This window comes from Cellulomonas dongxiuzhuiae, assembly GCF_018623035.1.
In the GTDB taxonomy this organism is placed as follows: Bacteria; Actinomycetota; Actinomycetes; order Actinomycetales; family Cellulomonadaceae; genus Cellulomonas; species Cellulomonas dongxiuzhuiae.
In genome coordinates this window covers 2,812,816-2,834,000 of record NZ_CP076023.1, presented here as the reverse complement: position 1 = coordinate 2,834,000, position 21,185 = coordinate 2,812,816, and the positions used below count along the sequence as shown (strand labels likewise).

Sequence of the window (21,185 nt, the reverse complement as noted above, 5' to 3'; positions counted from 1 at the left end):
GCGCGGGTCAGGGGCTGCGGAGGACCCGGGGGCGGGTGGTGTCCGAGTTGTCGACGACGACGTGCGCGCGCTCCGCCGGCCCGCACGCTGCCAGGTACAGCCGCTGGCCCTCGCGGTACCGCGTGTTGGCGTCGTGGTCCGGGTCCGGCGGGCAGCCGTCGCGCACCGCCATCCGCCGGTAGGTGACCTCGAAGGGCACCTCGAGCCAGATCGAGAGGTCCCAGACGTCGACGAGCTCGTCCCGGTGCAGGAAGATCCCGTCGACGACCGCGATCGTGGCGTCGTCGACGTCGACCCACGGCGTGCCGGGGTCCGCGTCCGTCACGACGTCGTGCACCGCGGTCCGCACCCGGCGCGGCCGGCCGCGGTCGGCGCGCAGCGGGTCGAGGAGCACCCGCCGCAGCGCGTCGAGGTCGTACGAGTCGAGGAAGAACCCCTCCGGGCTCGCGCGCCCGCGCCGGTACCGCTGCGCGGCCGGCCGGTGGAACCCGTCGACGGACGCGCGCAGCACGCTCCGCCCGTCGGCCCGGAGCACCTCGGCGAGCTCGTCCGCGAAGGTCGTCTTGCCCGCGCCGTCGACGCCGTCGACCGCCACGCGCACGGGACGCCCGAGGACGCGCGGGTCGGGGAGCACCGCCGCCACCGCGCGCAGCACCACCGTGCGGGCCTCGGTCACGCCTCGACGGTAGCGGTCGACGGGCCCGGCGGGAACGGCGGTCGCGACGAGGTGAGCGCAGACACAGTCTCTCGATGTCGAGGGACCTGGGTCCCGACGATACGATCGTCCGGGCGATGCGGCCGCACCGGGCCGCTGCACGCACCTCGACGAGAGGAAACCGGACCAGGTGGATCTGTTCGAGTACCAGGCACGTGACATCTTCGAGAAGCACGGCGTGCCCGTGCTCGGCGGCATCGTCGCCACGACGCCCGAGGAGGCGCGCGCGGCGGCCGAGCAGCTGCTCCCGCCCGAGGGCGGCGTCGTCGTGGTCAAGGCGCAGGTGAAGACCGGTGGCCGCGGCAAGGCGGGCGGCGTCAAGATCGCCCGGTCCGCCGACGAGGCCGCCGAGAAGGCCGGCGAGATCCTCGGCATGGACATCAAGGGCCACACCGTGCACCGCGTCATGATCGCGGCCGGTGCCAAGATCGCCCAGGAGTTCTACTTCTCCCTCCTGCTGGACCGCGCCGAGCGTCGCTACCTCGCGATGGCCTCGGTCGAGGGCGGCATGGAGATCGAGCAGCTCGCGGTGGAGCGCCCCGAGGCGCTCGCCAAGGTCGCGGTCGACCCGCAGACCGGCATCGACCAGGCCAAGGCCGACGAGATCGTCGCCGCCGCGGGCTTCGCGCCCGAGATCGCGGCCCAGGTCGCCGACGTGCTGCAGAAGCTGTGGCTCGTCTACCGCGACGAGGACGCGACGCTCGTCGAGGTGAACCCGCTGGTGCTCACCGAGGAGGGCGAGATCGTCGCCCTCGACGGCAAGGTCACGCTCGACGAGAACGCCGGCTTCCGCCACCCGGACCACGCGGCGCTCGAGGACAAGGCCGCCGCCGACCCGCTCGAGGCGCGCGCCAAGGAGAAGGACCTCAACTACGTCAAGCTCGACGGCGAGGTCGGCATCATCGGCAACGGTGCGGGCCTCGTCATGAGCACGCTCGACGTGGTCGCGTACGCCGGCGAGGCGCACGGCGGCGTCAAGCCCGCGAACTTCCTCGACATCGGTGGCGGCGCCTCGGCCGAGGTCATGGCCGCGGGCCTCGACATCATCCTGACGGACCCGCAGGTCAAGTCGGTCTTCGTCAACGTGTTCGGCGGCATCACCGCGTGCGACGCGGTCGCCAACGGCATCGTGGCGGCGCTCGAGATCCTCGGCGACGAGGCGTCCAAGCCGCTGGTCGTCCGGCTCGACGGCAACAACGTCGTGGAGGGTCGCCAGATCCTCGCCGACGCCGGCCACCCGCTCGTCACGCTCGCCGAGACGATGGACGGCGGCGCCGACACGGCTGCCCGCCTGGCGCACAGCGCCGCCTGAGAACCCGACCCGACGCAGAGAGAAGCAGACTCCACATGGCGATCTTCCTGACCGAGGCCTCCAAGGTCATCGTCCAGGGCATGACGGGTTCCGAGGGCCAGAAGCACACGAACCGCATGCTCGCGTCCGGCACCAACGTGGTCGGGGGCGTGAACCCCCGCAAGGCCGGCACGACCGTCTCCTTCGGTGACGTCGACGTCCCCGTCTTCGGCTCGGTGGCCGAGGCCATCGAGAAGACCGGGGCCGACGTCTCCGTGATCTTCGTCCCCCCGGCGCACACCAAGGGCGCCGTGATCGAGGCCGTCGACGCCGGCATCCCGCTGGCCGTCATCATCACCGAGGGCGTCCCGGTGGCCGACACCGCGGAGTTCTTCTCCTACGCGCAGGAGAAGGGCGTGCGGCTCATCGGCCCCAACTGCCCCGGCCTCATCAGCCCCGGCAAGTCGAACGTCGGCATCATCCCCGCCGACATCACGGGCCCCGGCAAGGTCGGCCTGGTGTCGAAGTCGGGCACGCTGACCTACCAGATGATGTACGAGCTGCGGGACTTCGGGTTCTCCACGGCCATCGGCATCGGCGGCGACCCGATCATCGGCACGACGCACATCGACGCGCTCGCCGCGTTCGAGCAGGACCCCGACACCGAGGTCATCGTCATGATCGGTGAGATCGGCGGTGACGCCGAGGAGCGCGCGGCGGCCTACATCGCCGAGCACGTGACCAAGCCGGTCGTCGGCTACGTCGCGGGCTTCACCGCGCCCGAGGGCAAGACGATGGGCCACGCCGGCGCCATCGTCTCCGGCTCGTCGGGCACCGCCCAGGCGAAGAAGGAGGCCCTCGAGGCCGCCGGCGTCAAGGTCGGCAAGACGCCGTCCGAGACCGCCCAGCTCGCGCGCGACATCCTCAGCGCCTGACGCACCGTCCAGCGCGCCCCGCGGCCCCGGTCCCCACGGACCGGGGCCGCGGTGCGTCGCGCGAGCAGAGCCACGTCGGGCGATCCGGGCGGTCCGCGACGCGCCGGGGCCGGGTCCGGCGACGCGCCGGGGGCACCGGCGACCATGGGCACGTGCCCACGTCGACCGGTCCCGTCCCCCTCGCGGGGCGCGCGCGTCGCGTCCTGCAGGACGACCCGCAGCCGACGTTCTTCGCGTCGGCCATCGACGGTGCCCCGCGCTGGACGGTGGGGCTGCTGACGGCCGTGCAGGCCGCTGCGCTGTCGCTGCTGACGCTCGCGGTGCCGGCCGTCGCGGTGTTCGTCGCGACGTCGTCCGACCCCGCCAACACCGACGTCGCGTGGACGCGGGCCGTCGTGGTGGCGGCCAACCTGTGGCTGCTCGCCCACGGCGTGCCGGCGGCGCTCGGCGGTGCGGTCGTCTCCGTCGTCCCGCTCGGCCTCACCCTGCTCGCGGTGTTCACCTGCTACGCGTCGGCCCGCCGGTCCGGGCACGCGACGCGCAGCGGTGCGGTGGCGTCGATCGGCGGCTACGCGCTGCTCACCGGGCTCGTCGCACTGGTCGTCGGCGCAGGGCTCCAGGGGACCCTGCGCGCCGTCGTCGGTGGACTGGTCGTGAGCGGGCTCGGCGTCGGTGCCGGGCTCCTGCGCCGTCCCGAGGCGCCCTCGTGGTCGCGCGTGGTCGCGCCCGTGCGCGACCGGCTCCCGGCGCCCGTGGTGCTCGGCCTGCGCGGCGGCCTCCTGGTGGTCGTGACGCTCCTGGCCGTCGCCGCGCTCCTGACGACGCTGTGGGTCCTGGCGGGTCACGCGACGGTCGTCGACGTGGCGCGCCGCCTGTCGCTCGACGCGGTCGGCGGCGTGGTGCTCGCGATCGCGGAGCTCGCGTTCGTCCCCAACCTCGTCGTGTGGGCGCTCGCGTGGATCGCCGGCCCCGGGTTCGCGGTCGGTGCGGGGACGCGCTTCGCACCCGCCGAGGTCGTCGCCGGCCCGATGCCGGCGGTGCCGCTGCTCGGGGCGCTGCCCGGCGCGCACGGCGGCATCGTGCTCGTCGCACCGCTGCTGCTCGTCGGCGTCGGCGTGCTGGCGGGCCTCGCCGTGCGGCGGTGGCTCGCGCCGGTGCGGGCACGGGACGTCGTGGTCGCCGTGGGGGTGCTCGCCGTCACCGCCGGCGTGGTGGTGGGGCTGCTCGTCGCCGCCGCGGGCGGTGCCGCGGGACCGGGTCGCATGGCGCACGTGGGAGCGAGCCCGCTCTGGGTCGGGCTGCTGGTCGCCGCCGGCTGCGGGCTGGGCGCGGCCGGCGCGACGGTGCCGTTCGACCCGGCTGTCCGCGACGCGCTGCGCGCCCGGCGCGCGCGGCGTCGTGCCGGGGCGCCGCGCGTCGCCGCGGACGTGCCTGCGGCGGACGGGCCCGCCGCACCCTGACGCGCCGCCCGGCGGGCCGGCGACGGTCGACCCGCCGTCGACCGGTGCCGGGGTGCGTCAGGACGGGCTGGGGACGCCGACGCGTCCGAGCAGGCTCTCGAGCCGCTCGCGCATGTCGTCCTCGAGCTGCACCGCGCACCCGCGCTGCGCCTGCTGCGTGAGCGCGGCGGACTCGCACCGCGCGTAGTCGCGGGTGGCGTCGACGTACAGCAGCGTCTGGGCGCTGATGCCGACCCACACCAGGGACGCCACGACCAGCACGACCGGCAGCGCGATGACCGACCCGCGTCCGTGGGCGCGCGCCGCGCGGACCACCGCGACGATCCCGAGCACGAGGCCCGCGACCGCGGCGGCAGGCGCCACGAGCATGGCCGGCCACGGCGCGCTGACCAGCAGGACCGACACGAGCAGCGTGGCGGCCGTCCAGGCGGCCGTGCGGCTCGCGCTCGCCACCCCGGCGGGGTCCGGCGGGCGGACCGGGTGCGGCCCGGGTGCGCCAGGTGCCGGGTGCGGCACCGGGCCGGCCGGCGGACGGCCCGCGCCGTGCGGCGCGGGCGGCGGGGCGTCCTGCGGCGCCGGAGCCGGGGCGCCGGGCGCCGGGGGTGCCTGCTGCTCGGATGCCGGCCCGCCGGGTGACGGCGAGTTGTCCGGCGGTGCCCACGGGTTGCCCATGCCGTCATTCTCGCGCACGTCGGAGGGTGGACCTGCGCGGGCCCGGCGCGTGCCGGGCGGGTAGGTTGCGCCGCGTGACGTCCTCCGCGCAGCCCGGTCCGGTCCCGCCCGCCCACGCCGTGGCCCGCAGCCACCGCCTGGTCGTGCTCGTCTCCGGTGGCGGGTCGAACCTCGCGGCCCTGCTCGACGCGCACGTCGACCCGGCGTACGGCGCGCGCGTCGTCGGCGTGGTGTCGGACCGGCCGGGCGTCGCGGCGCTCGACCGCGCCCGCGAGGCCGGTGTCCCCACCGCCGTCGTGGCGCTGCGGGACTTCCCGGACCGCGCGACGTGGGACCGCGCGCTCACCGAGGCGGTCGGGGTCTTCTCGCCCGACACGGTCGTCGCCGCCGGGTTCATGAAGCTGGTGGGTGCGGCGTTCCTCGACCGGTTCGGCGGCCGGACCGTCAACACGCACCCCGCGCTGCTGCCGTCGTTCCCGGGTGCGCACGGCGTGCGCGACGCGCTCGCCTACGGCGTCAAGGTCAGCGGGTGCTCGGTGATCGTCGTCGACGAGGGGGTCGACGCGGGGCCGATCATCGCGCAGGAGGCCGTGCCGGTCGCGGACGACGACTCGGAGGAGACGCTGCACGAGCGCATCAAGGTCGTCGAGCGGCGGCTGCTCGTCGACGTCGTCGGGCGGATCGCGCGTGAGGGCCTGAGCGTCGAGGGCCGCCGCGCGCGCCTGGGCTGAGCACCTCCGCGCGAGGCGACCGACCGCTAGACTCGGCCCCGGTCGTGACTGGCGCAGGTGGAGGACCACCGGGGAGCGATCGAGCACCACCCCTGTCCGTGCACCGCCCGCCTGGGTGCCTGGGTCCTTGCCGAGGTCCGTCCGGACCGCCGACCGACCCAGGAAGGTGTGCCATGTCGCACGACCTGCCCCCTCTCGCCCCCGTCGCGGACCCCACGTCCGACGCCACGCGCCGCCCCGTGCGCCGCGCGCTGCTGTCGGTCTACGACAAGACCGGTCTGGTCGAGCTCGCGACCGCGCTGCACGCTGCGGGCGTCGAGCTCGTCTCGACGGGGTCCACCGCCGCGACCGTGGCCGCCGCAGGCGTCCCCGTGACGCGCGTCGAGGACGTCACCGGGTTCCCCGAGTGCCTCGACGGGCGCGTCAAGACGCTGCACCCGCGGGTGCACGCCGGGATCCTCGCGGACACCCGTCGTCCCGAGCACGTCGCCCAGCTCGAGGAGCTGGGTGTCGCACCGTTCGAGCTCGTCGTCGTCAACCTGTACCCGTTCACGCAGACGGTGGCGTCGGGTGCGGGCGTCGACGAGTGCGTCGAGCAGATCGACATCGGCGGCCCGTCCATGGTGCGTGCCGCCGCCAAGAACCACCCCAGCGTTGCGGTCGTCGTCGACCCGGCGCGTTACGACGACGTCGTGGCCGCGGTCACCGCCGGCGGATTCACGCTCGCCGAGCGCACCCGGCTCGCGGCCGACGCGTTCGTCCACACCGCGTCCTACGACGTCGCCGTCGCGTCCTGGATGGGCAGCGTCGCGACGACGACGGACGAGGTCGACGGGGTGGCGACCGGGTTCCCCGCGTGGATCGGCGCGACGTGGGAGCGGTCGGACGTCCTGCGGTACGGCGAGAACCCCCACCAGCGCGCGGCGCTCTACACCACGGGGCACGGACCGGCCGGGCTGGCCCAGGCGCGCCAGCTGCACGGCAAGGCCATGAGCTACAACAACTACGTCGACGCGGACGCCGCGTGGCGCGCCGCGCACGACCACGGTGACGCGGCGACCGTCGCGATCGTCAAGCACGCCAACCCGTGCGGCATCGCCGTCGGCCAGGACGTCGCGCAGGCGCACGCGCGGGCCCACGCGTGCGACCCCGTGTCGGCGTTCGGCGGCGTGATCGCCACCAACCGCCGCCTGTCGCTCGCGGCGGCGGAGCAGATCGCGCCGGTGTTCACGGAGGTCGTCGTCGCCCCCGCCTTCGACGACGACGCGCTCGCGCTGCTCTCGCAGAAGAAGAACATCCGCCTGCTCGTCGTCGACGCACCGCCCGCCGCCCTCGTGGAGACGCGGCCGGTGTCCGGCGGCCTGCTCGTGCAGTCCGTCGACCGGATCGACGCGCCCGGGGACGACCCGGCGGCGTGGACGCTCGCGGCCGGCGACGCCGCCGACGACGCCACCCTGGCGGACCTGGCGTTCGCGTGGCGGGCCGTGCGGGCCGTGAAGTCCAACGCGATCCTGCTGGCCGACCGGGGAGCGTCCGTCGGTGTCGGGATGGGGCAGGTCAACCGCGTCGACTCGTGCCGGCTGGCGGTCGAGCGCGCGAACAGCGGCGACGTCGAGCGTGCGCGCGGCGCCGTCGCGGCGTCCGACGCGTTCTTCCCGTTCGCCGACGGCCTGCAGGTGCTGCTCGACGCCGGCGTGCGCGCGGTCGTGCAGCCCGGCGGGTCCGTGCGCGACGAGGAGGTCGTCGCCGCGGCGGCCGCCGCGGGCGTCACGCTGTACCTGACGGGCACGCGCCACTTCGCCCACTGACGCGGGCCGGAGCCCGGACCGCCCCTCGCGCGAGGGGCGGTCAGGCCCGGGCTCAGGTCGCCGGTGACGTGCGCAGGAGCGTCCGCAGGTCGTCGGGCAGGTCGGCGCCGGGCAGCGCCACGCGCGGCAGGTCGTCGCGCGCGAACAGGCGCCGCGCCGCGCCGACGTCGCGGGGCCGGTCCACCACCAGGGCACCCGTGACGACGTCGCCGCGGCTCCACAGCGTGGTCCACCCGCCGGCTGCGGGGTCGCCCAGCAGGGTCGTCCGGTCGTCGACCGCGGGCAGGCCGAACATCGTCAGGTCGTGGCCGAGCTGCGTGGAGAAGACGTACGGCGTGGCCTCCGGGCCGTCGACCGGCAGCCCCAGCAGCCGCCGGACCAGCACGTCGGGTCCGTGCAGCGCCTCGTCCCAGTGCCCCCCGGGCACCCAGCCGTGGCGCGCCGACCGGCGCACGGCGACGTCCCCGACGGCCAGCAGGCCGGTGAGGGGGCCGGTCGCCCCGAGCACGCGGTAGGACTCGTCGACCGCCACCGCCCCGCCGCGCAGCGGCAGCACGTCCGCGAGCCACCCGGTCGCCGGGCGGGCGCCGACCGCGACGAGCACGACGTCGGCGGCCAGGCGGGTGCCGTCCGCGAGGTCCACCGCCGTGCCCGCGACGCCCGCCACGGGTGCCGACGTCCGCAGGTCGACCCCGGCCGTCGCGTACCAGGGCCGCGTGAGCCCGCCGACCTGCTCGCCGAGCGCGGTCGCCAGGGGTGCGGACCGGGCCTCGACGACCGTGACGTCGTGCCCGGCCGCGGCCGAGACGCCCGCCACCTCGGCGCCGATCCAGCCGGCACCGACGACGACCAGGCGGCGTCGCTCGCCGCCGAGCACCGCACGCAGGGCGTCGGCGTCGGCGGCCGTGTGCAGGGTCGCGGCGCGCCAGCCCGGCACGGTCACCGCGCGTGCGCCCGTCGCCAGCACCACGCACGACGACGTCAGCGCACCGTCGTCCGTGCGCACCACCGCACCCCCGCCGGGGCGGGGCTCCAGCCCGCGGGCCGGCCGTGCGAGGTGCACCTCGTCGGCGAGCGCGTGCAGGTCGTGGCCGAGGTCGTCGGCGAGCCACGCGGGTGACGTGCGGTCCAGGAGGTGCTTCGAGAGCGGCGGACGGTCGTACGGCGCGACCCCCTCGGCGCCCAGCACGCGCACCGGCCCGTCGTAGCCGTGGTCCCGCAGGGCGGCGACGGTGCGCAGCGCGGCGAGCCCACCCCCGACGACCAGCACGTCGGGCGGGGGGACGACGGCGCGGGACGGGTCGGTCACGGGATCACCGTAACGGGGGGACGGCGGCGGTAGGCTGGGGCGACCGCGCACGTCCGTGGCGACGTCCACGGGGCAGGAGCGTGGCCGGGTCCGTCCCCGCGGTACCCGAGCCGGACGGAGGGAGCGCACGCATGTCGACGCCTGCGCGCACTCCGGCCGCCGGGCTGCCGCGCCCCGTGTGGCCTTCACGCCCGGTGCCGCCGACGGCACCCGGCCAGGCCGAGCGCACCGAGCAGCAGGACGTGCGGCCCCGTGCCCGCGCGGCCGCGCCGCCGGTGCCCGCCAGGCCCGCCGCGCCCGTCGAGGCCGCACCGCGCGTGGTGCCGCCGCCCGAGGTCGCGCCGTCGGAGCCCGCTGCGGAGGTCCCCGCGGAGGAGATCCCGCTCGACCCGCGCAGCATCGCCCGCGCCTCCCTCGCCGCCGGACGCAACCGGTCGCTGTGGTGGACCATGTCCGGGATCGTCGCGTCCGTGGCGGTCGCCTTCGTGACGGACGCGGTGGTCGGCTCGTACGTGCTCGCCCTGCTGCTGCTCGCCTCCGCGGTCGTGCGCGCCGTCACGCCGGCCCCGGGCCCGGTGGCGGTGTCCGTGCGCTCGAAGCCGCTGGACGTCGCGGTGCTCGCGACCGGCGCCCTCGCGCTCGCGGTGCTGGCGTCCTTGCTGCCCCCGGCCTGACCCGTCGTCCGTCCGTCGAGGTGCAGGTCGCTCCTGACGTGACGAGGCCCCGGGAGCGGTGCTCCCGGGGCCTCGTGGGTGCTGCTGTCAGCGGTTGACGACGACCACGTCGTCCTCGGCCACGTACAGCTCGTCCTCGGCGAACAGCGAGTCCTCGGCGGGCTCGGCCGCGAACGCGCGGTAGATCAGCGCCGCGATCGCGGCACCGAGCAGCGGCGCGACCCAGAAGAGCCAGACCTGCTGCAGCGCCCACGAGTCGGAGAAGATCGCGGCGGCGAGCGAGCGCGCCGGGTTGATCGAGCCGTTGGTCACGGGCGTGGCGAGCAGGAGCACGACCGTGAAGGTCAGCCCAACGGCGAACGGCACGTGCTGCTTGTTCGCACGGCGGTCGGTGGCGCCGAGGATGACGCCGACGAACACGGCCGTGCCGATGACCTCGACGAGGAGCGCCGCGACCAGGCTGAACTCGGCCCCGCCGTTCGAGAGCGCGGCCAGGGGCGAGTGCTCGGCGAAGCCGTTGGCGGTGCTGCTGAAGAACGATCGGACGCTCGTGTCGGCACCCTGGCTGACGAGGCCCGGCAGGGACGTCGGCACGGTGAGGAACAGCACGGCCGCGGCGAGCGCACCGCCCACCACCTGCGCGAGCCAGTAGGGGAGCAGGTCGCGGAACGGCGTGCGCCCCGCGAGGCACGCGCCGAGCGTCACGGCGGGGTTGAAGTGCCCGCCCGAGACGTGGCCGACCGCGATGATGCCGGCCAGCACCGCGACGCCGAAGCCGAGGCCGACGCCGAGTCCGCCGCCGACGTTGCTGAACGATGCGTACAGCGCGATGCCGACGCCGACGAGCACGAGGAAGAACGTGCCGAAGGCCTCGGCTCCGAGACGTGCGACCAGGCCGGGTCCCGCGGCGACCACGGTGCCGGCCGGCAGGACGTACGTGTCGTCGTCGTCGTCGGCGGCGGGCGTCACGGGCGCGGGCGTCACGGGGGTGTCGACGACGACCTCCTCGACGACGACCTCCTCGACGGCGTCGGCCGGCGCGGCGTCGGCCGACGCGCGGTCGGGCGCGGCGGCGTCGGACGCGGCGGCGTCGGACGGCGTCGTCGCGGCCGGGGTGGTCGGGGCCGGCGAGGTCTCCTCGGGCACCGGGGCGCCCTCGGGGGTCTGCGGGTTCTGCTGGGACATGTCGGTCCTGTCGTGTGAGGTGGGTGAGCCACCGGTCGGTGCCGAGCCGTCAGGCCTGCCCGTGGGCGGGCGCGGCGTGGACGACATCGGGGCGAACTGCGCAGAGCCCAGCATGCCAGGCCTGCCTGTGCGCGCACAGGCAGGAGGGGCGGTGCACGCGCACCGGGCGGTTCCTCCTGGGTCTCTCGACGTCGAGTAACCTGGGCGCCACACCCCACGGCACAGGAGGCAGGCCCCCGCATGGCGAAGATCAAGGTCGTCGGTCCGGTCGTCGAGCTCGACGGCGACGAGATGACGCGCATCATCTGGCAGTTCATCAAGGACCGCCTGATCCACCCGTACCTCGACGTCGACCTGCGCTACTACGACCTGTCGATCCAGAACCGGGACGCGACCGACGACCAGGTGACCATCGACGCCGCCCACGCCATCAAGGAGCACGGCGTCGGCGTCAAGTGCGCGACGATCACGCCGGACGAGGCGCGCGTCGAGGAGTTCGGCCTCAAGAAGATGTGGGTCTCGCCCAACGGCACGATCCGCAACATCCTCGGTGGCGTCGTCTTCCGCGAGCCGATCATCATCTCCAACATCCCGCGGCTGGTCCCGGGCTGGAACAAGCCGATCATCATCGGCCGTCACGCCCACGGCGACCAGTACAAGTCGACGAACTTCAAGGTGCCCGGCGCCGGCAAGATCACGATGACGTTCGAGCCGGCCGACGGCTCCGAGCCGCAGCAGTTCGAGGTCGTGACGATGCCCGAGGCGGGCGGCGTCGCGATGGGCATGTACAACTTCAACGAGTCGATCCGCGACTTCGCGCGCGCCTCGTTCGCGTACGGCCTGCAGCGCGGGTACCCGGTGTACCTGTCGACGAAGAACACGATCCTCAAGGCGTACGACGGTGCCTTCAAGGACATCTTCGCCGAGGTGTTCGAGGCCGAGTTCAAGGCCGACTTCGACGCGGCCGGCCTGACGTACGAGCACCGCCTGATCGACGACATGGTCGCCGCCGCGATGAAGTGGGAGGGCGGCTACGTCTGGGCGTGCAAGAACTACGACGGCGACGTCCAGTCCGACACCGTCGCGCAGGGCTTCGGCTCGCTGGGCCTCATGACCTCGGTCCTCATGACGCCCGACGGCAAGACGGTCGAGGCGGAGGCGGCGCACGGCACCGTCACGCGGCACTACCGCCAGCACCAGGCGGGCAAGCCGACGTCGACCAACCCGATCGCGTCGATCTTCGCGTGGACCGGTGGCCTGAAGCACCGCGGCAAGCTGGACGGCACGCCCGAGGTGACGCAGTTCGCCGAGACGCTCGAGGACGTGGTCATCAAGACGGTCGAGAGCGGCAAGATGACGAAGGACCTCGCGTCCCTCGTCGGCCCCGACCAGGCGTGGATGACGACCGAGGAGTTCCTCGCGGCCCTCGACGAGAACCTCGCCGCGCGCCTGGGCTGACCTGCAGCACCCCGGTACGACGCACGCCACGACGGCGCCTCCCGCAGGGGGGCGCCGTCGTGGCGTCGGGGGGTGACGAGCGCTCGTGCACGGGCGGCACGGCGTCGGCGCGCCGCCGCCACGGCTCCGGTAGGTTGCGACGCAGGCGAGGACGTCGAGACGTCGCGCCGATCGTCGGCCGACCGAAGGAGCCCGCCCGTGTCGCTCACCACGCCCGCTGTCGTCACCGTCACCGGTGCTGCCGGTCAGATCGGGTACGCCCTGGCCTTCCGCATCGCGTCCGGCCAGCTGCTCGGCCCCGACACGCCCGTGCGGCTGCGGATGCTGGAGATCCCGCCGGCCGTGAAGGCCGCCGAGGGCGTCGCGATGGAGCTCGACGACTGCGCGTTCCCGCTGCTGGACGGCATCGACATCACCGACGACGCGGCCGCGGCCTTCGACGGCGTGAACGTCGCGCTGCTGGTCGGTGCGCGGCCGCGTACCAAGGGCATGGAGCGCGGGGACCTGCTGAGCGCCAACGGCGGCATCTTCGGCCCGCAGGGCGCCGCGATCAACGCGGGTGCCGCGGACGACGTGCGCGTGCTCGTGGTGGGCAACCCGGCGAACACCAACGCGTACATCGCGTCCTCGCACGCGCCTGACGTGCCGGCCGACCGGTTCACGGCGATGACGCGGCTCGACCACAACCGCGCACTCGCGCAGCTGCGGCAGCGCACCGGCGCGGCGATCGACGACATCGCCCGTCTCGCGATCTGGGGCAACCACTCCGCGACGCAGTACCCGGACCTGACGCACGCGACGATCGGCGGACGCCCGGCGCTCGAGGTCGTCGGCGACGACGCGTGGGTGCGCGACACGTTCATCCCGACGGTCGCCAAGCGGGGTGCGGCGATCATCGAGGCGCGCGGTGCGTCGTCGGCGGCGTCGGCGGCGAACGCGGCGATCGACCACGTGCACACGTGGGTGCGCGGCACGCCCGCGGACGACTGGACGTCGGCGGGTGTGGTGTCCGACGGCTCGTACGGCGTGCCCGAGGGGCTCATCTCGTCGTTCCCGGTCACGGCCGCCGGCGGCGTGTACACGATCGTGCCCGGCCTCGACGTCGACGAGTTCTCGCGCGAGCGCATCGACGCGTCGGTCGCCGAGCTGGTCGAGGAGCGCGAGGCCGTCCGGGCGCTCGGGCTGGTCTGAGCCGCCGCGCGTGCGCGTCGCGATCCGGGTGCGTCCGCGGCGTGTCGCGCACGCGCTCGTGGCCCTGCCGGACGCGCGACGCGGTGCCGCAGCGGGACGGGCCGCTCAGCGCATGACCGAGAGCAGCGGCTTGCCGCGGTGCACGAGGCCCGGCATGCCGTAGCCCGTGCCCTGCTGGGCGTCGGGGACGACCTCGCGGGCCAGGTCGTACACGTGCGCCACCACGGCGGCGCCGCCCGGGTCGAGCCCGGCGAGGTGGTCGTCGACGGTCCCCGTGCGCCCCTGGCACCGGGCGGACCTGGCCGTCCTGGGACCTGCCGCGATGGTCCGGAACGCACGTGATGACCGAAACCCTTGCTGCAACTTCTTGCAACGGGTTACGGTCGCGGGGACAGCCACCGACGGCACGACGACGTGCCGCGACGAAGGAGTCCCGATGGTCGGCGCCGCCTCGCCACGTCCCCCCGCTCCCCGGACCGCACGGCGTGCGCTCGCGGGCCTCGCCGCCGCAGCGATCGCCGCGACCGGCGCCGTCGCGGCGCTGCCCGCGACGCCCGCCGCCGCCGCGGCCGCTGCCGTCACGCTCGTCGGGAGCCTGCAGGACGAGCTCGGGTGCCCGGCCGACTGGGACCCCACCTGCGCGGCGACCGCGCTCGCCCCGACCGGCGTCCCCGGCCGGTTCTCCGCGACGTTCGAGGTGCCCGGTGGCGCGCACGAGTGGAAGGTCGCGCTCGACGGCACGTGGGAGGGGTCCGCCGGTGCCGACGGCGGCGAGGCGAACACCCCGCTCGTGCTCGCGGGCCCCGCTGACCTGACGTTCACCTACGACGACGCGACCCGCCGCACCTCCGTCGTCGTCGACGACCTCGCCGGCGGGTACACCGAGGCCGACGCCGGCATCGTCGCCGAGCCCGCGCGCGACCCCGGCGCGGGCGAGCAGCTCTACTTCGTGCTCACCGACCGGTTCGCCGACGGCGACCCGTCCAACGACACCGGCGGGCTCGAGGGCGACCGCACGGTCACCGGCCTCGACCCGACCGACAAGGGCTTTTACCACGGCGGCGACCTCGCGGGACTGCGGGGCCGGCTCGACTACATCGAGGGCCTGGGCACCACGGCGATCTGGCTGACGCCGTCGTTCCTCAACCGCCCCGTCCAGGGCGCCGGGGCCGACGCCTCGGCGGGCTACCACGGGTACTGGATCACGGACTTCACACGCATCGACCCGCACCTGGGCACCAACGCCGAGCTCGAGGCCCTCATCGCCGACGCGCACGCGCGCGGCATGAAGGTGTACTTCGACATCATCACCAACCACACGGCCGACGTCATCGACTACGCCGAGGGCGAGCACGCGTACGTCGACCAGGCGACCCGGCCGTACCGCGACGCCGCGGGCGAGCCGTTCGACCCGGCCGACGTCGCCGGCAGCGCCGACTTCCCGGACCTCGACGCCGCGACGTCGTTCCCGTACACGCCGGTCGTCGACCCCGCGGACGCCGACGTCAAGGTCCCGGCGTGGCTCAACGACCCGACGCTCTACCACAACCGCGGCGACTCGACGTGGACGGGGGAGTCGGTCACCTACGGCGACTTCACCGGCCTCGACGACCTCATGACCGAGCACCCCGACGTCGTGCAGGGCTTCGTCGACGTCTACGAGGCGTGGGTGGACCTGGGGGTCGACGGTTTCCGGATCGACACCGTCAAGCACGTGAACCGCGAGTTCTGGGACGTGTTCACCAGCGCGATCGCGCAGCACGCGGCCGCGGTCGGCAACCCGGACTTCTTCATGTTCGGCGAGGTGTACGACGCCGACGCCGCGCTGACCGCGCCCTACGTGCGCGAGACCGACATGAACGCCGTGCTCGACTTCTCCTTCCAGGCGGCCGCGGCGAGCTACGCCAAGGGCCTGCCGGCGGCCGGCCTGCAGTCGCTGTTCGCGAGCGACGACCTGTACACGACGCCCACGAGCAGCGCGCAGGCGCTGCCGACGTTCCTCGGCAACCACGACATGGGCCGCATCGGCCACGCGGTCAAGGACGCGGGTGACGGGCAGGCGCGGTCCGGGCTCGCGCACGCGCTGATGTACCTCACGCGCGGTCAGCCGGTCGTGTACTACGGCGACGAGCAGGGCTTCGTCGGCGACGGCTCCCTCGGGGGCACCGACAAGGACGCCCGCCAGTCGCTGTTCGCGACGCAGGTCGAGGAGTACGCCGACCAGGCGCTGCTCGACGGCACCCCGGCGGGGTCGGTCGACCGGTACGACACGGACGCGCCCCTGTACGCGCACGTCGCCGCGCTCGGGGCGCTGCGCGCGACCACGCCCGCGCTGACGACGGGCGCGCAGGTCGAGCGGTACGCCGCCGGGCCGGTGTACGCGTTCTCGCGGTTCGGTGACGACGACGTCGAGCACCTCGTCGCGCTCAACAACGCGGCGGACCCCGCGAGCGTCACCGTCGACACGCTGACGCCCGGTGCCACGTTCACGCCGCTGCTCGCGACGTCCGGCACGGACGTCGTGCCCGGCGCGCCCGTGGTGGCCGGCGCGGACGGGACGGTCGCGCTGAGCGTGCCCGCGTTCGGCTCCCTCGTCCTGCGGGCCGGCGCCACCGTGGCGGCCGGGGACGACGTGATCACGCTCGAGGCGCCCGGCGCCGGTGCCGCGCTCGCGGGCCTCGCGCCGGTGGCCGCCGACGTCGACGACGCCGCCGCCGCCACGTCGTTCGCCTACCGCGTGGTGGGCGACGACGCGTGGACGGCGCTCGGCACGGCCGAGACGACGGCACCGCGCGTCTTCCACGACGTCCGCGGGCTCGCGGCAGGGACGCTCGTCGAGTACCGCGCGGTGCGCCAGGACGTGACGGGCCACCGCAGCGCCGCCTCGACGTACGCGAGCGTCGGGGTCGCGGTCGACGGCGTCGAGCCGCCGCCGGACCCGGGCGAGACCCCCGTCACCGTGCCCGGCAGCCACAACGCCGCCATGGGCTGCCCGGGGGACTGGCAGCCCGGCTGCGAGGCCGCGCGCCTCACGTCCACCAACGGCGTGGTGTTCCACGGCACGTTCTCGATCCCGCCCGGGTCGTACGAGTACAAGGTCGCCGTCGGCGGCACGTGGGACGAGAACTACGGCGCGGGCGGTGCGCCCGGCGGCGCGAACCTCACCTACACGGTCACGGGTGACGGCCCGCAGGAGGTGACGTTCGTCTACGACGCGACGACGCACCAGGTGACGACCTCGGCGCAGGGCCCCCTGCTGACCCTGCCGGGCTCGTTCCAGAGCGAGGCGGGCTGCGCGGCCGACTGGGACCCGGCATGCCTGGCCACGGCCCTGGTCGACGGCGACGGCGACGGCACCGCGACGCTCACGCTGCCCGACCTGGCGGCGGGCACCTACGAGCTCAAGGTCGCGCACGGCCTGTCGTGGGCGGAGAACTACGGCGCCGACGGCGTCCGGGACGGTGCGAACATCGCGTTCACCGCGCCGGGCGGCAGGCCCGTGTCGTTCGTCTACGACCTGACGACGCACGTCCTGACCGTGCAGGTCACCGATGCGCCGCTGCCCGGCACCGGGCAGCTCGCGGCGCACTGGGTCGACGCGCGGACGCTCGCCTGGCCGGCGTCGTTCGTCGCGAGCGGCACCGACCCGGCGACGCTGCGGTTCTCGCTGCACGCGGCGGCCGACGCGTCGCTCGAGGTCGTCGACGGGCAGGTCACGGGGGGTGAGGAGCTTGCGCTCGCGGTCGTGCCGGGCGGGCTCACCGACGCGCAGCTCGCGCGGTTCCCGACGCTCGACGGGTACGTCGCGCTGCGCGTGGACGCCGACCGGCGCACGGTCGAGCGCCTGCTCACCGGGCAGGTCCTCGTGCGGCAGGCCGACGCCGACGACGTCGGCCAGGCCGTGACCGGCGTGCAGGTGCCGGGTGTCCTCGACGACCTCTACAGCGGCCGCGCGGCGAAGCGCGCGCTGGGCACGACGTGGGCCAAGGGCAGGCCGTCCCTCGCGCTGTGGGCCCCCACGGCGCAGGGCGTCGACCTGCTGGTGTGGCCGGCCGACCGGCGCGGCGCCGTCGACACGTCCGCGGAGCCCGTGCGCGTGGCGGGGCAGCGGCAGCCCGACGGGTCGTGGACGGCCTCGGGCCCCCAGGGCTGGGACGGTGCCGCGTACCTGTGGGAGGTGACGGTCTACGCGCCCACCACGGGCCGGGTCGAGGTCAACCGCGTCACCGACCCGTACGCCGTCGCGCTGACGCTCAACTCCACGCACGGCGTGCTGGTCGACCTGGACGACTCCCGGTACCGGCCCCGGCAGTGGGAGCGCACGGCCCAGCCGGTCGTCCGCCCCGTCGACCAGACGATCTACGAGCTGCACGTGCGGGACTTCTCGATCTCCGACGCCACGGTGCCGGAGCGGCTGCGCGGCACCTACGGCGCGTTCGCGGTGCGCAGCAGCGACGGGCGCGACCACCTGCGCGCACTGGCCGACGCGGGCCTGACGACCGTGCACCTGCTGCCGACGTTCGACATCGCGTCGATCGAGGAGGACCGGTCCGCGCAGGCCACCCCCGCGTGCGACCTCGCGTCGCTGCCGCCCGACTCGCCGCGCCAGCAGGAGTGCGTGACGGCCGTGGCGGGACAGGACGCGTTCAACTGGGGCTACGACCCGTGGCACTGGAGCGCGCCCGAGGGCTCGTACGCGGTCGACGCCCACGGGGGCGCGCGCATCGCGGAGCTCCGCTCGATGGTCGGCGCGCTGCACGCCGACGGCCTGCAGGTCGTGCTCGACCAGGTGTTCAACCACACGGCGGCCAGCGGCCAGGACGCGAAGAGCGTGCTCGACCGCGTCGTGCCCGGGTACTACCACCGCCTGAACGCCACGGGCCAGGTCGAGACGTCGACGTGCTGCCAGAACGTCGCCACCGAGCACGCGATGGCCGAGAAGATGATGGTCGACTCGGTGGTGACGTGGGCGCGGGACCACAAGGTCGACGGCTTCCGGTTCGACCTCATGGGGCACCACTCGCGGCAGACGATGGAGGCCGTGCGCGCCGCGCTCGACCGGCTGACGCCCCGCGAGGACGGCGTCGACGGCCGCCGGGTCTACCTCTACGGCGAGGGCTGGAACTTCGGTGAGGTCGCGGACGACCGGCTCTTCGAGCAGGCCACGCAGGGTCAGCTCGGCGGCACGGGGATCGGGACGTTCTCCGACCGGCTGCGCGACGCCGTGCGCGGCGGCGGGCCCTTCGACGAGGACCCGCGCGTGCAGGGCTTCGGGTCCGGTGCCTTCACCGACCCGAACGGTGCGCCCGTCAACGGCACGCCGGACGAGCAGCTCGCGCGCCTGCGGCACCAGACGGACCTCGTGCGCCTCGGCATGGCCGGCAACCTGCGGGCCTACCGGCTGCCGACGAGCGACGGGACGGTCCGGCGGGGCGACGAGATCGACTACAACGGGCAGCCGGCGGGCTACGCCGAGTCCCCGGAGGAGGTCGTCACGTACGTCGACGCGCACGACAACGAGACGCTCTTCGACAACCTGTACCTCAAGCTGCCGCAGGGCACTCCCATGGCCGACCGCGTGCGGATGAACACCGTGTCGCTCGCGACGACGACGCTCGCGCAGACGCCGTCCTTCTGGCACGCCGGTGCCGACCTGCTGCGCAGCAAGTCCCTCGACCGCAACTCCTACGACTCGGGGGACTGGTTCAACGTGCTCGACTGGTCGGGGCGGACCAACGGCTTCGCACGCGGGCTGCCCCCCGCGGCCGACAACGCCGCGAAGTGGCCGTACCAGCAGCCGCTGCTGGCGGACCCCGCGCTCGTGCCGACGCCGCAGGACATCGCGACGGCGGGCACCGCGGCCGCCGAGCTCCTCGAGCTGCGGTCCTCGACCCGCCTCTTCCGGCTGGGGGACGCCCGGCTGATCGAGCAGAAGGTCACGTTCCCCGGCGCGGGTCCGGACGCCGCACCCGGTGTCGTCGTCATGCACGTCGAGGACCGGGCGGGCTGGGACGCGTCCGCGCGCCGCTGGCGCACCGACGTCGACCACCGGCTCGACGGCCTGCTCGTGGTCGTCAACGCGTCCGACGAGCCCACGACGCAGCGCGTGCCCGCGCTCGCGGGCCGGGCCTACGCGCTGTCCCCGGTCCAGGCCGGCGGCGCCGACCCGGTGGTGCGGACGACCGTGTACGACCGCTCGACCGGTGCGGTGACCGTCCCGGCCCGGACGGTGGCCGTCCTGCAGGAGCAGGCGTCGCGCGGCCACGGTGCCACCGGCGCGTGGCGGCACGTGTGCGGGCTGCTCGAGCGCTGGTGGCCCGGCGTGTGCGGCTGACCGGGCGCGCGGCCGGCTCGGGCGGTGCCTTCATCCGTCGAAGACACCGCGGGACCTTTGTCCGTCATCGTCCCGCTGCACGCGCCGCCAACCGCCCGAGTGGCGCGCCGTCGTGGCGGACGGGTGTCAGGACACGGAATGGTCACGGCACTTGCCCCGGCGATGCCTTCAGGTCTTGAATGCAACGCGAAGCCGTACCTGGCTCCCCGGCACTGCTGCCGGACCCGGGTGGTCGCGACGACGGACGTCCCGACCGATCGAGCGGCGAACTCAAGGGAGCGGACAACGATGTCACTGGCGTGGAAGAAGAGCGCGATCGCGATGGTCGCCGCAGGTGTGCTCGTGGGGTCCATGGCGGCCTGCAGCACCGAGCGTGAGGCCGAGCCCGAGAGCACGGGCGGCGCGGCGGCCGCCGAGGACACCGTGGTCGGCATCGCGATGCCGACCAAGAGCCTGGAGCGGTGGAACCGCGACGGGGCGCACCTCGAGGGTCTGCTGCAGGACGCCGGCTACGAGACGAGCCTGCAGTACGCCGACAACAAGGTCGACCAGCAGATCACCCAGCTCGAGAACATGATCAACCAGGGCGCCGACGTCCTCGTCATCGCCCCCATCGACGACACGGCCCTCGCGCCGACCCTCCAGCAGGCGGCCGACGCGGACATCACGGTCATCGCATACGACCGTCTCCTGCTCGGCACCCCGAACGTCGACTACTACGCGACGTTCGACAACTACGGCGTCGGGACGATGCAGGGCGAGTTCATCGTCGAGGCGCTCGACCTCGAGAACGCCGCCGGCCCGTTCAACCTCGAGCCGTTCGCCGGGTCGCCCGACGACAACAACGCGAAGTTCTTCTTCGCCGGCGCGTGGGACGTCCTGTCCCCGTACGTCGAGAGCGGCAAGCTCGTCGTCCCGTCGGGCAAGCAGCCGGCGACGAACGACGACTGGCAGTCCATCGGGATCCAGGGCTGGAGCTCCGACACGGCCCAGTCCGAGATGGAGAACCGGCTCAACTCGTTCTACGCCGGGGGCGCCAAGGTCGACGTGGTCCTGTCGCCCAACGACTCGCTGGCGCTGGGCATCGCGCAGGCCCTCGAGGGCAACGGCTACGCGCCGGGCGACGGCTACCCGGTCCTGACGGGCCAGGACGCCGACCAGGCGAACGTGCTCAACATGATCGCGGGCAAGCAGTCCATGTCCGTCTGGAAGGACACCCGCGCGCTGGGTGACCAGGTCGCCACGATGATCGAGCAGATCGTCGCCGGCGAGGACGTCGAGGTCAACGACGAGGAGACCTACGACAACGGGGAGAAGACCGTCCCGACCTACCTGCTGCAGCCGCAGGTGATCACGCCGGACACGGTCGAGGTGCTCGTCGACTCGGAGTTCTACTCGGCCGACGACCTCGGCCTCTGAGGA

Annotated in this window: 14 protein-coding genes and 1 riboswitch; of the genes, 10 read left to right on the top strand and 4 right to left on the bottom strand. The window is 74.4% G+C overall.

What is annotated here, in order from left to right:
* Positions 1–7: 7 nt before the first annotated feature.
* Entirely contained in the window at positions 8–676 is a 669-nt protein-coding gene (locus tag KKR89_RS12620; RefSeq protein WP_251140885.1) for a nucleoside/nucleotide kinase family protein, read from the bottom strand.
* A gap of 169 nt (positions 677–845) precedes the next feature.
* On the opposite strand from KKR89_RS12620, the gene sucC reads away from it, so the two are divergent.
* The 3 genes from sucC (at position 846) to KKR89_RS12605 (ending at position 4,401) form a co-directional block, all read left to right on the top strand.
* Positions 846–2,027 carry an ADP-forming succinate--CoA ligase subunit beta gene (gene sucC, locus KKR89_RS12615; RefSeq protein ID WP_208195651.1) on the top strand — a complete coding sequence of 394 codons (1,182 nt, stop codon included), beginning with the start codon at positions 846–848 and terminating at the stop codon, positions 2,025–2,027.
* A 35-nt stretch (positions 2,028–2,062) separates the two neighbouring features.
* The gene (sucD, locus tag KKR89_RS12610) at positions 2,063–2,941 is read left to right on the top strand and encodes a succinate--CoA ligase subunit alpha (protein WP_208195650.1); all 879 of its coding nucleotides are present in this window, start codon (positions 2,063–2,065) and stop codon (positions 2,939–2,941) included.
* Positions 2,942–3,093: 152 nt separating this feature from the next.
* Positions 3,094–4,401 (top strand): cell division protein PerM, encoded by a 1,308-nt coding sequence (locus tag KKR89_RS12605; protein WP_208195649.1) that lies wholly within the window; start codon positions 3,094–3,096, stop codon positions 4,399–4,401.
* 57 nt (positions 4,402–4,458) lie between these two features.
* Here KKR89_RS12605 and KKR89_RS12600 read toward each other — a convergent pair whose 3' ends face one another.
* Positions 4,459–5,073 carry a hypothetical protein gene (locus tag KKR89_RS12600; protein ID WP_208195648.1) on the bottom strand — a complete coding sequence of 205 codons (615 nt, stop codon included), beginning with the start codon at positions 5,071–5,073 and terminating at the stop codon, positions 4,459–4,461.
* Between the two features lie 74 nt (positions 5,074–5,147).
* Between KKR89_RS12600 and purN the strand changes: the two genes are divergently transcribed.
* Complete coding sequence (gene purN / locus KKR89_RS12595; protein ID WP_208195647.1) at positions 5,148–5,804, top strand: phosphoribosylglycinamide formyltransferase; 657 nt, start codon at positions 5,148–5,150, stop codon at positions 5,802–5,804.
* 34 nt (positions 5,805–5,838) lie between these two features.
* Positions 5,839–5,928: riboswitch (ZMP/ZTP riboswitch) on the top strand.
* 49 nt (positions 5,929–5,977) lie between these two features.
* Positions 5,978–7,612: a bifunctional phosphoribosylaminoimidazolecarboxamide formyltransferase/IMP cyclohydrolase gene (gene purH, locus KKR89_RS12590; RefSeq protein ID WP_208195646.1), complete on the top strand. Its 1,635-nt coding sequence runs from the start codon at positions 5,978–5,980 to the stop codon at positions 7,610–7,612.
* 52 nt (positions 7,613–7,664) lie between these two features.
* Here purH and KKR89_RS12585 read toward each other — a convergent pair whose 3' ends face one another.
* A complete protein-coding gene (locus tag KKR89_RS12585) occupies positions 7,665–8,921 on the bottom strand; it encodes an NAD(P)/FAD-dependent oxidoreductase (protein ID WP_208195645.1) in 1,257 nt (418 codons plus the stop codon).
* A gap of 131 nt (positions 8,922–9,052) precedes the next feature.
* Here KKR89_RS12585 and KKR89_RS12580 point away from each other — a divergent pair, with 131 nt between their 5' ends.
* Positions 9,053–9,595, top strand: a complete 543-nt coding sequence (locus tag KKR89_RS12580; protein WP_243882245.1) for a DUF3017 domain-containing protein — start codon at positions 9,053–9,055, stop codon at positions 9,593–9,595.
* A gap of 87 nt (positions 9,596–9,682) precedes the next feature.
* On the opposite strand, the gene KKR89_RS12575 is transcribed toward KKR89_RS12580, so the two are convergent.
* Positions 9,683–10,780, bottom strand: a complete 1,098-nt coding sequence (locus KKR89_RS12575; protein WP_208195644.1) for an aquaporin — start codon at positions 10,778–10,780, stop codon at positions 9,683–9,685.
* A gap of 240 nt (positions 10,781–11,020) precedes the next feature.
* Between KKR89_RS12575 and KKR89_RS12570 the strand changes: the two genes are divergently transcribed.
* The 4 genes from KKR89_RS12570 (at position 11,021) to chvE (ending at position 21,182) form a co-directional block, all read left to right on the top strand.
* Positions 11,021–12,238, top strand: a complete 1,218-nt coding sequence (locus tag KKR89_RS12570; protein ID WP_208195643.1) for an NADP-dependent isocitrate dehydrogenase — start codon at positions 11,021–11,023, stop codon at positions 12,236–12,238.
* A 198-nt stretch (positions 12,239–12,436) separates the two neighbouring features.
* Positions 12,437–13,429, top strand: a complete 993-nt coding sequence (locus KKR89_RS12565; protein ID WP_208195642.1) for a malate dehydrogenase — start codon at positions 12,437–12,439, stop codon at positions 13,427–13,429.
* Between the two features lie 436 nt (positions 13,430–13,865).
* Positions 13,866–19,763 carry a pullulanase-type alpha-1,6-glucosidase gene (gene pulA / locus KKR89_RS12560; RefSeq protein WP_208195641.1) on the top strand — a complete coding sequence of 1,966 codons (5,898 nt, stop codon included), beginning with the start codon at positions 13,866–13,868 and terminating at the stop codon, positions 19,761–19,763.
* 288 nt (positions 19,764–20,051) lie between these two features.
* Positions 20,052–21,182, top strand: coding sequence for a multiple monosaccharide ABC transporter substrate-binding protein (chvE, locus tag KKR89_RS12555; RefSeq protein WP_208195640.1), 1,131 nt, complete (start codon positions 20,052–20,054; stop codon positions 21,180–21,182).
* Positions 21,183–21,185: the final 3 nt, after the last annotated feature.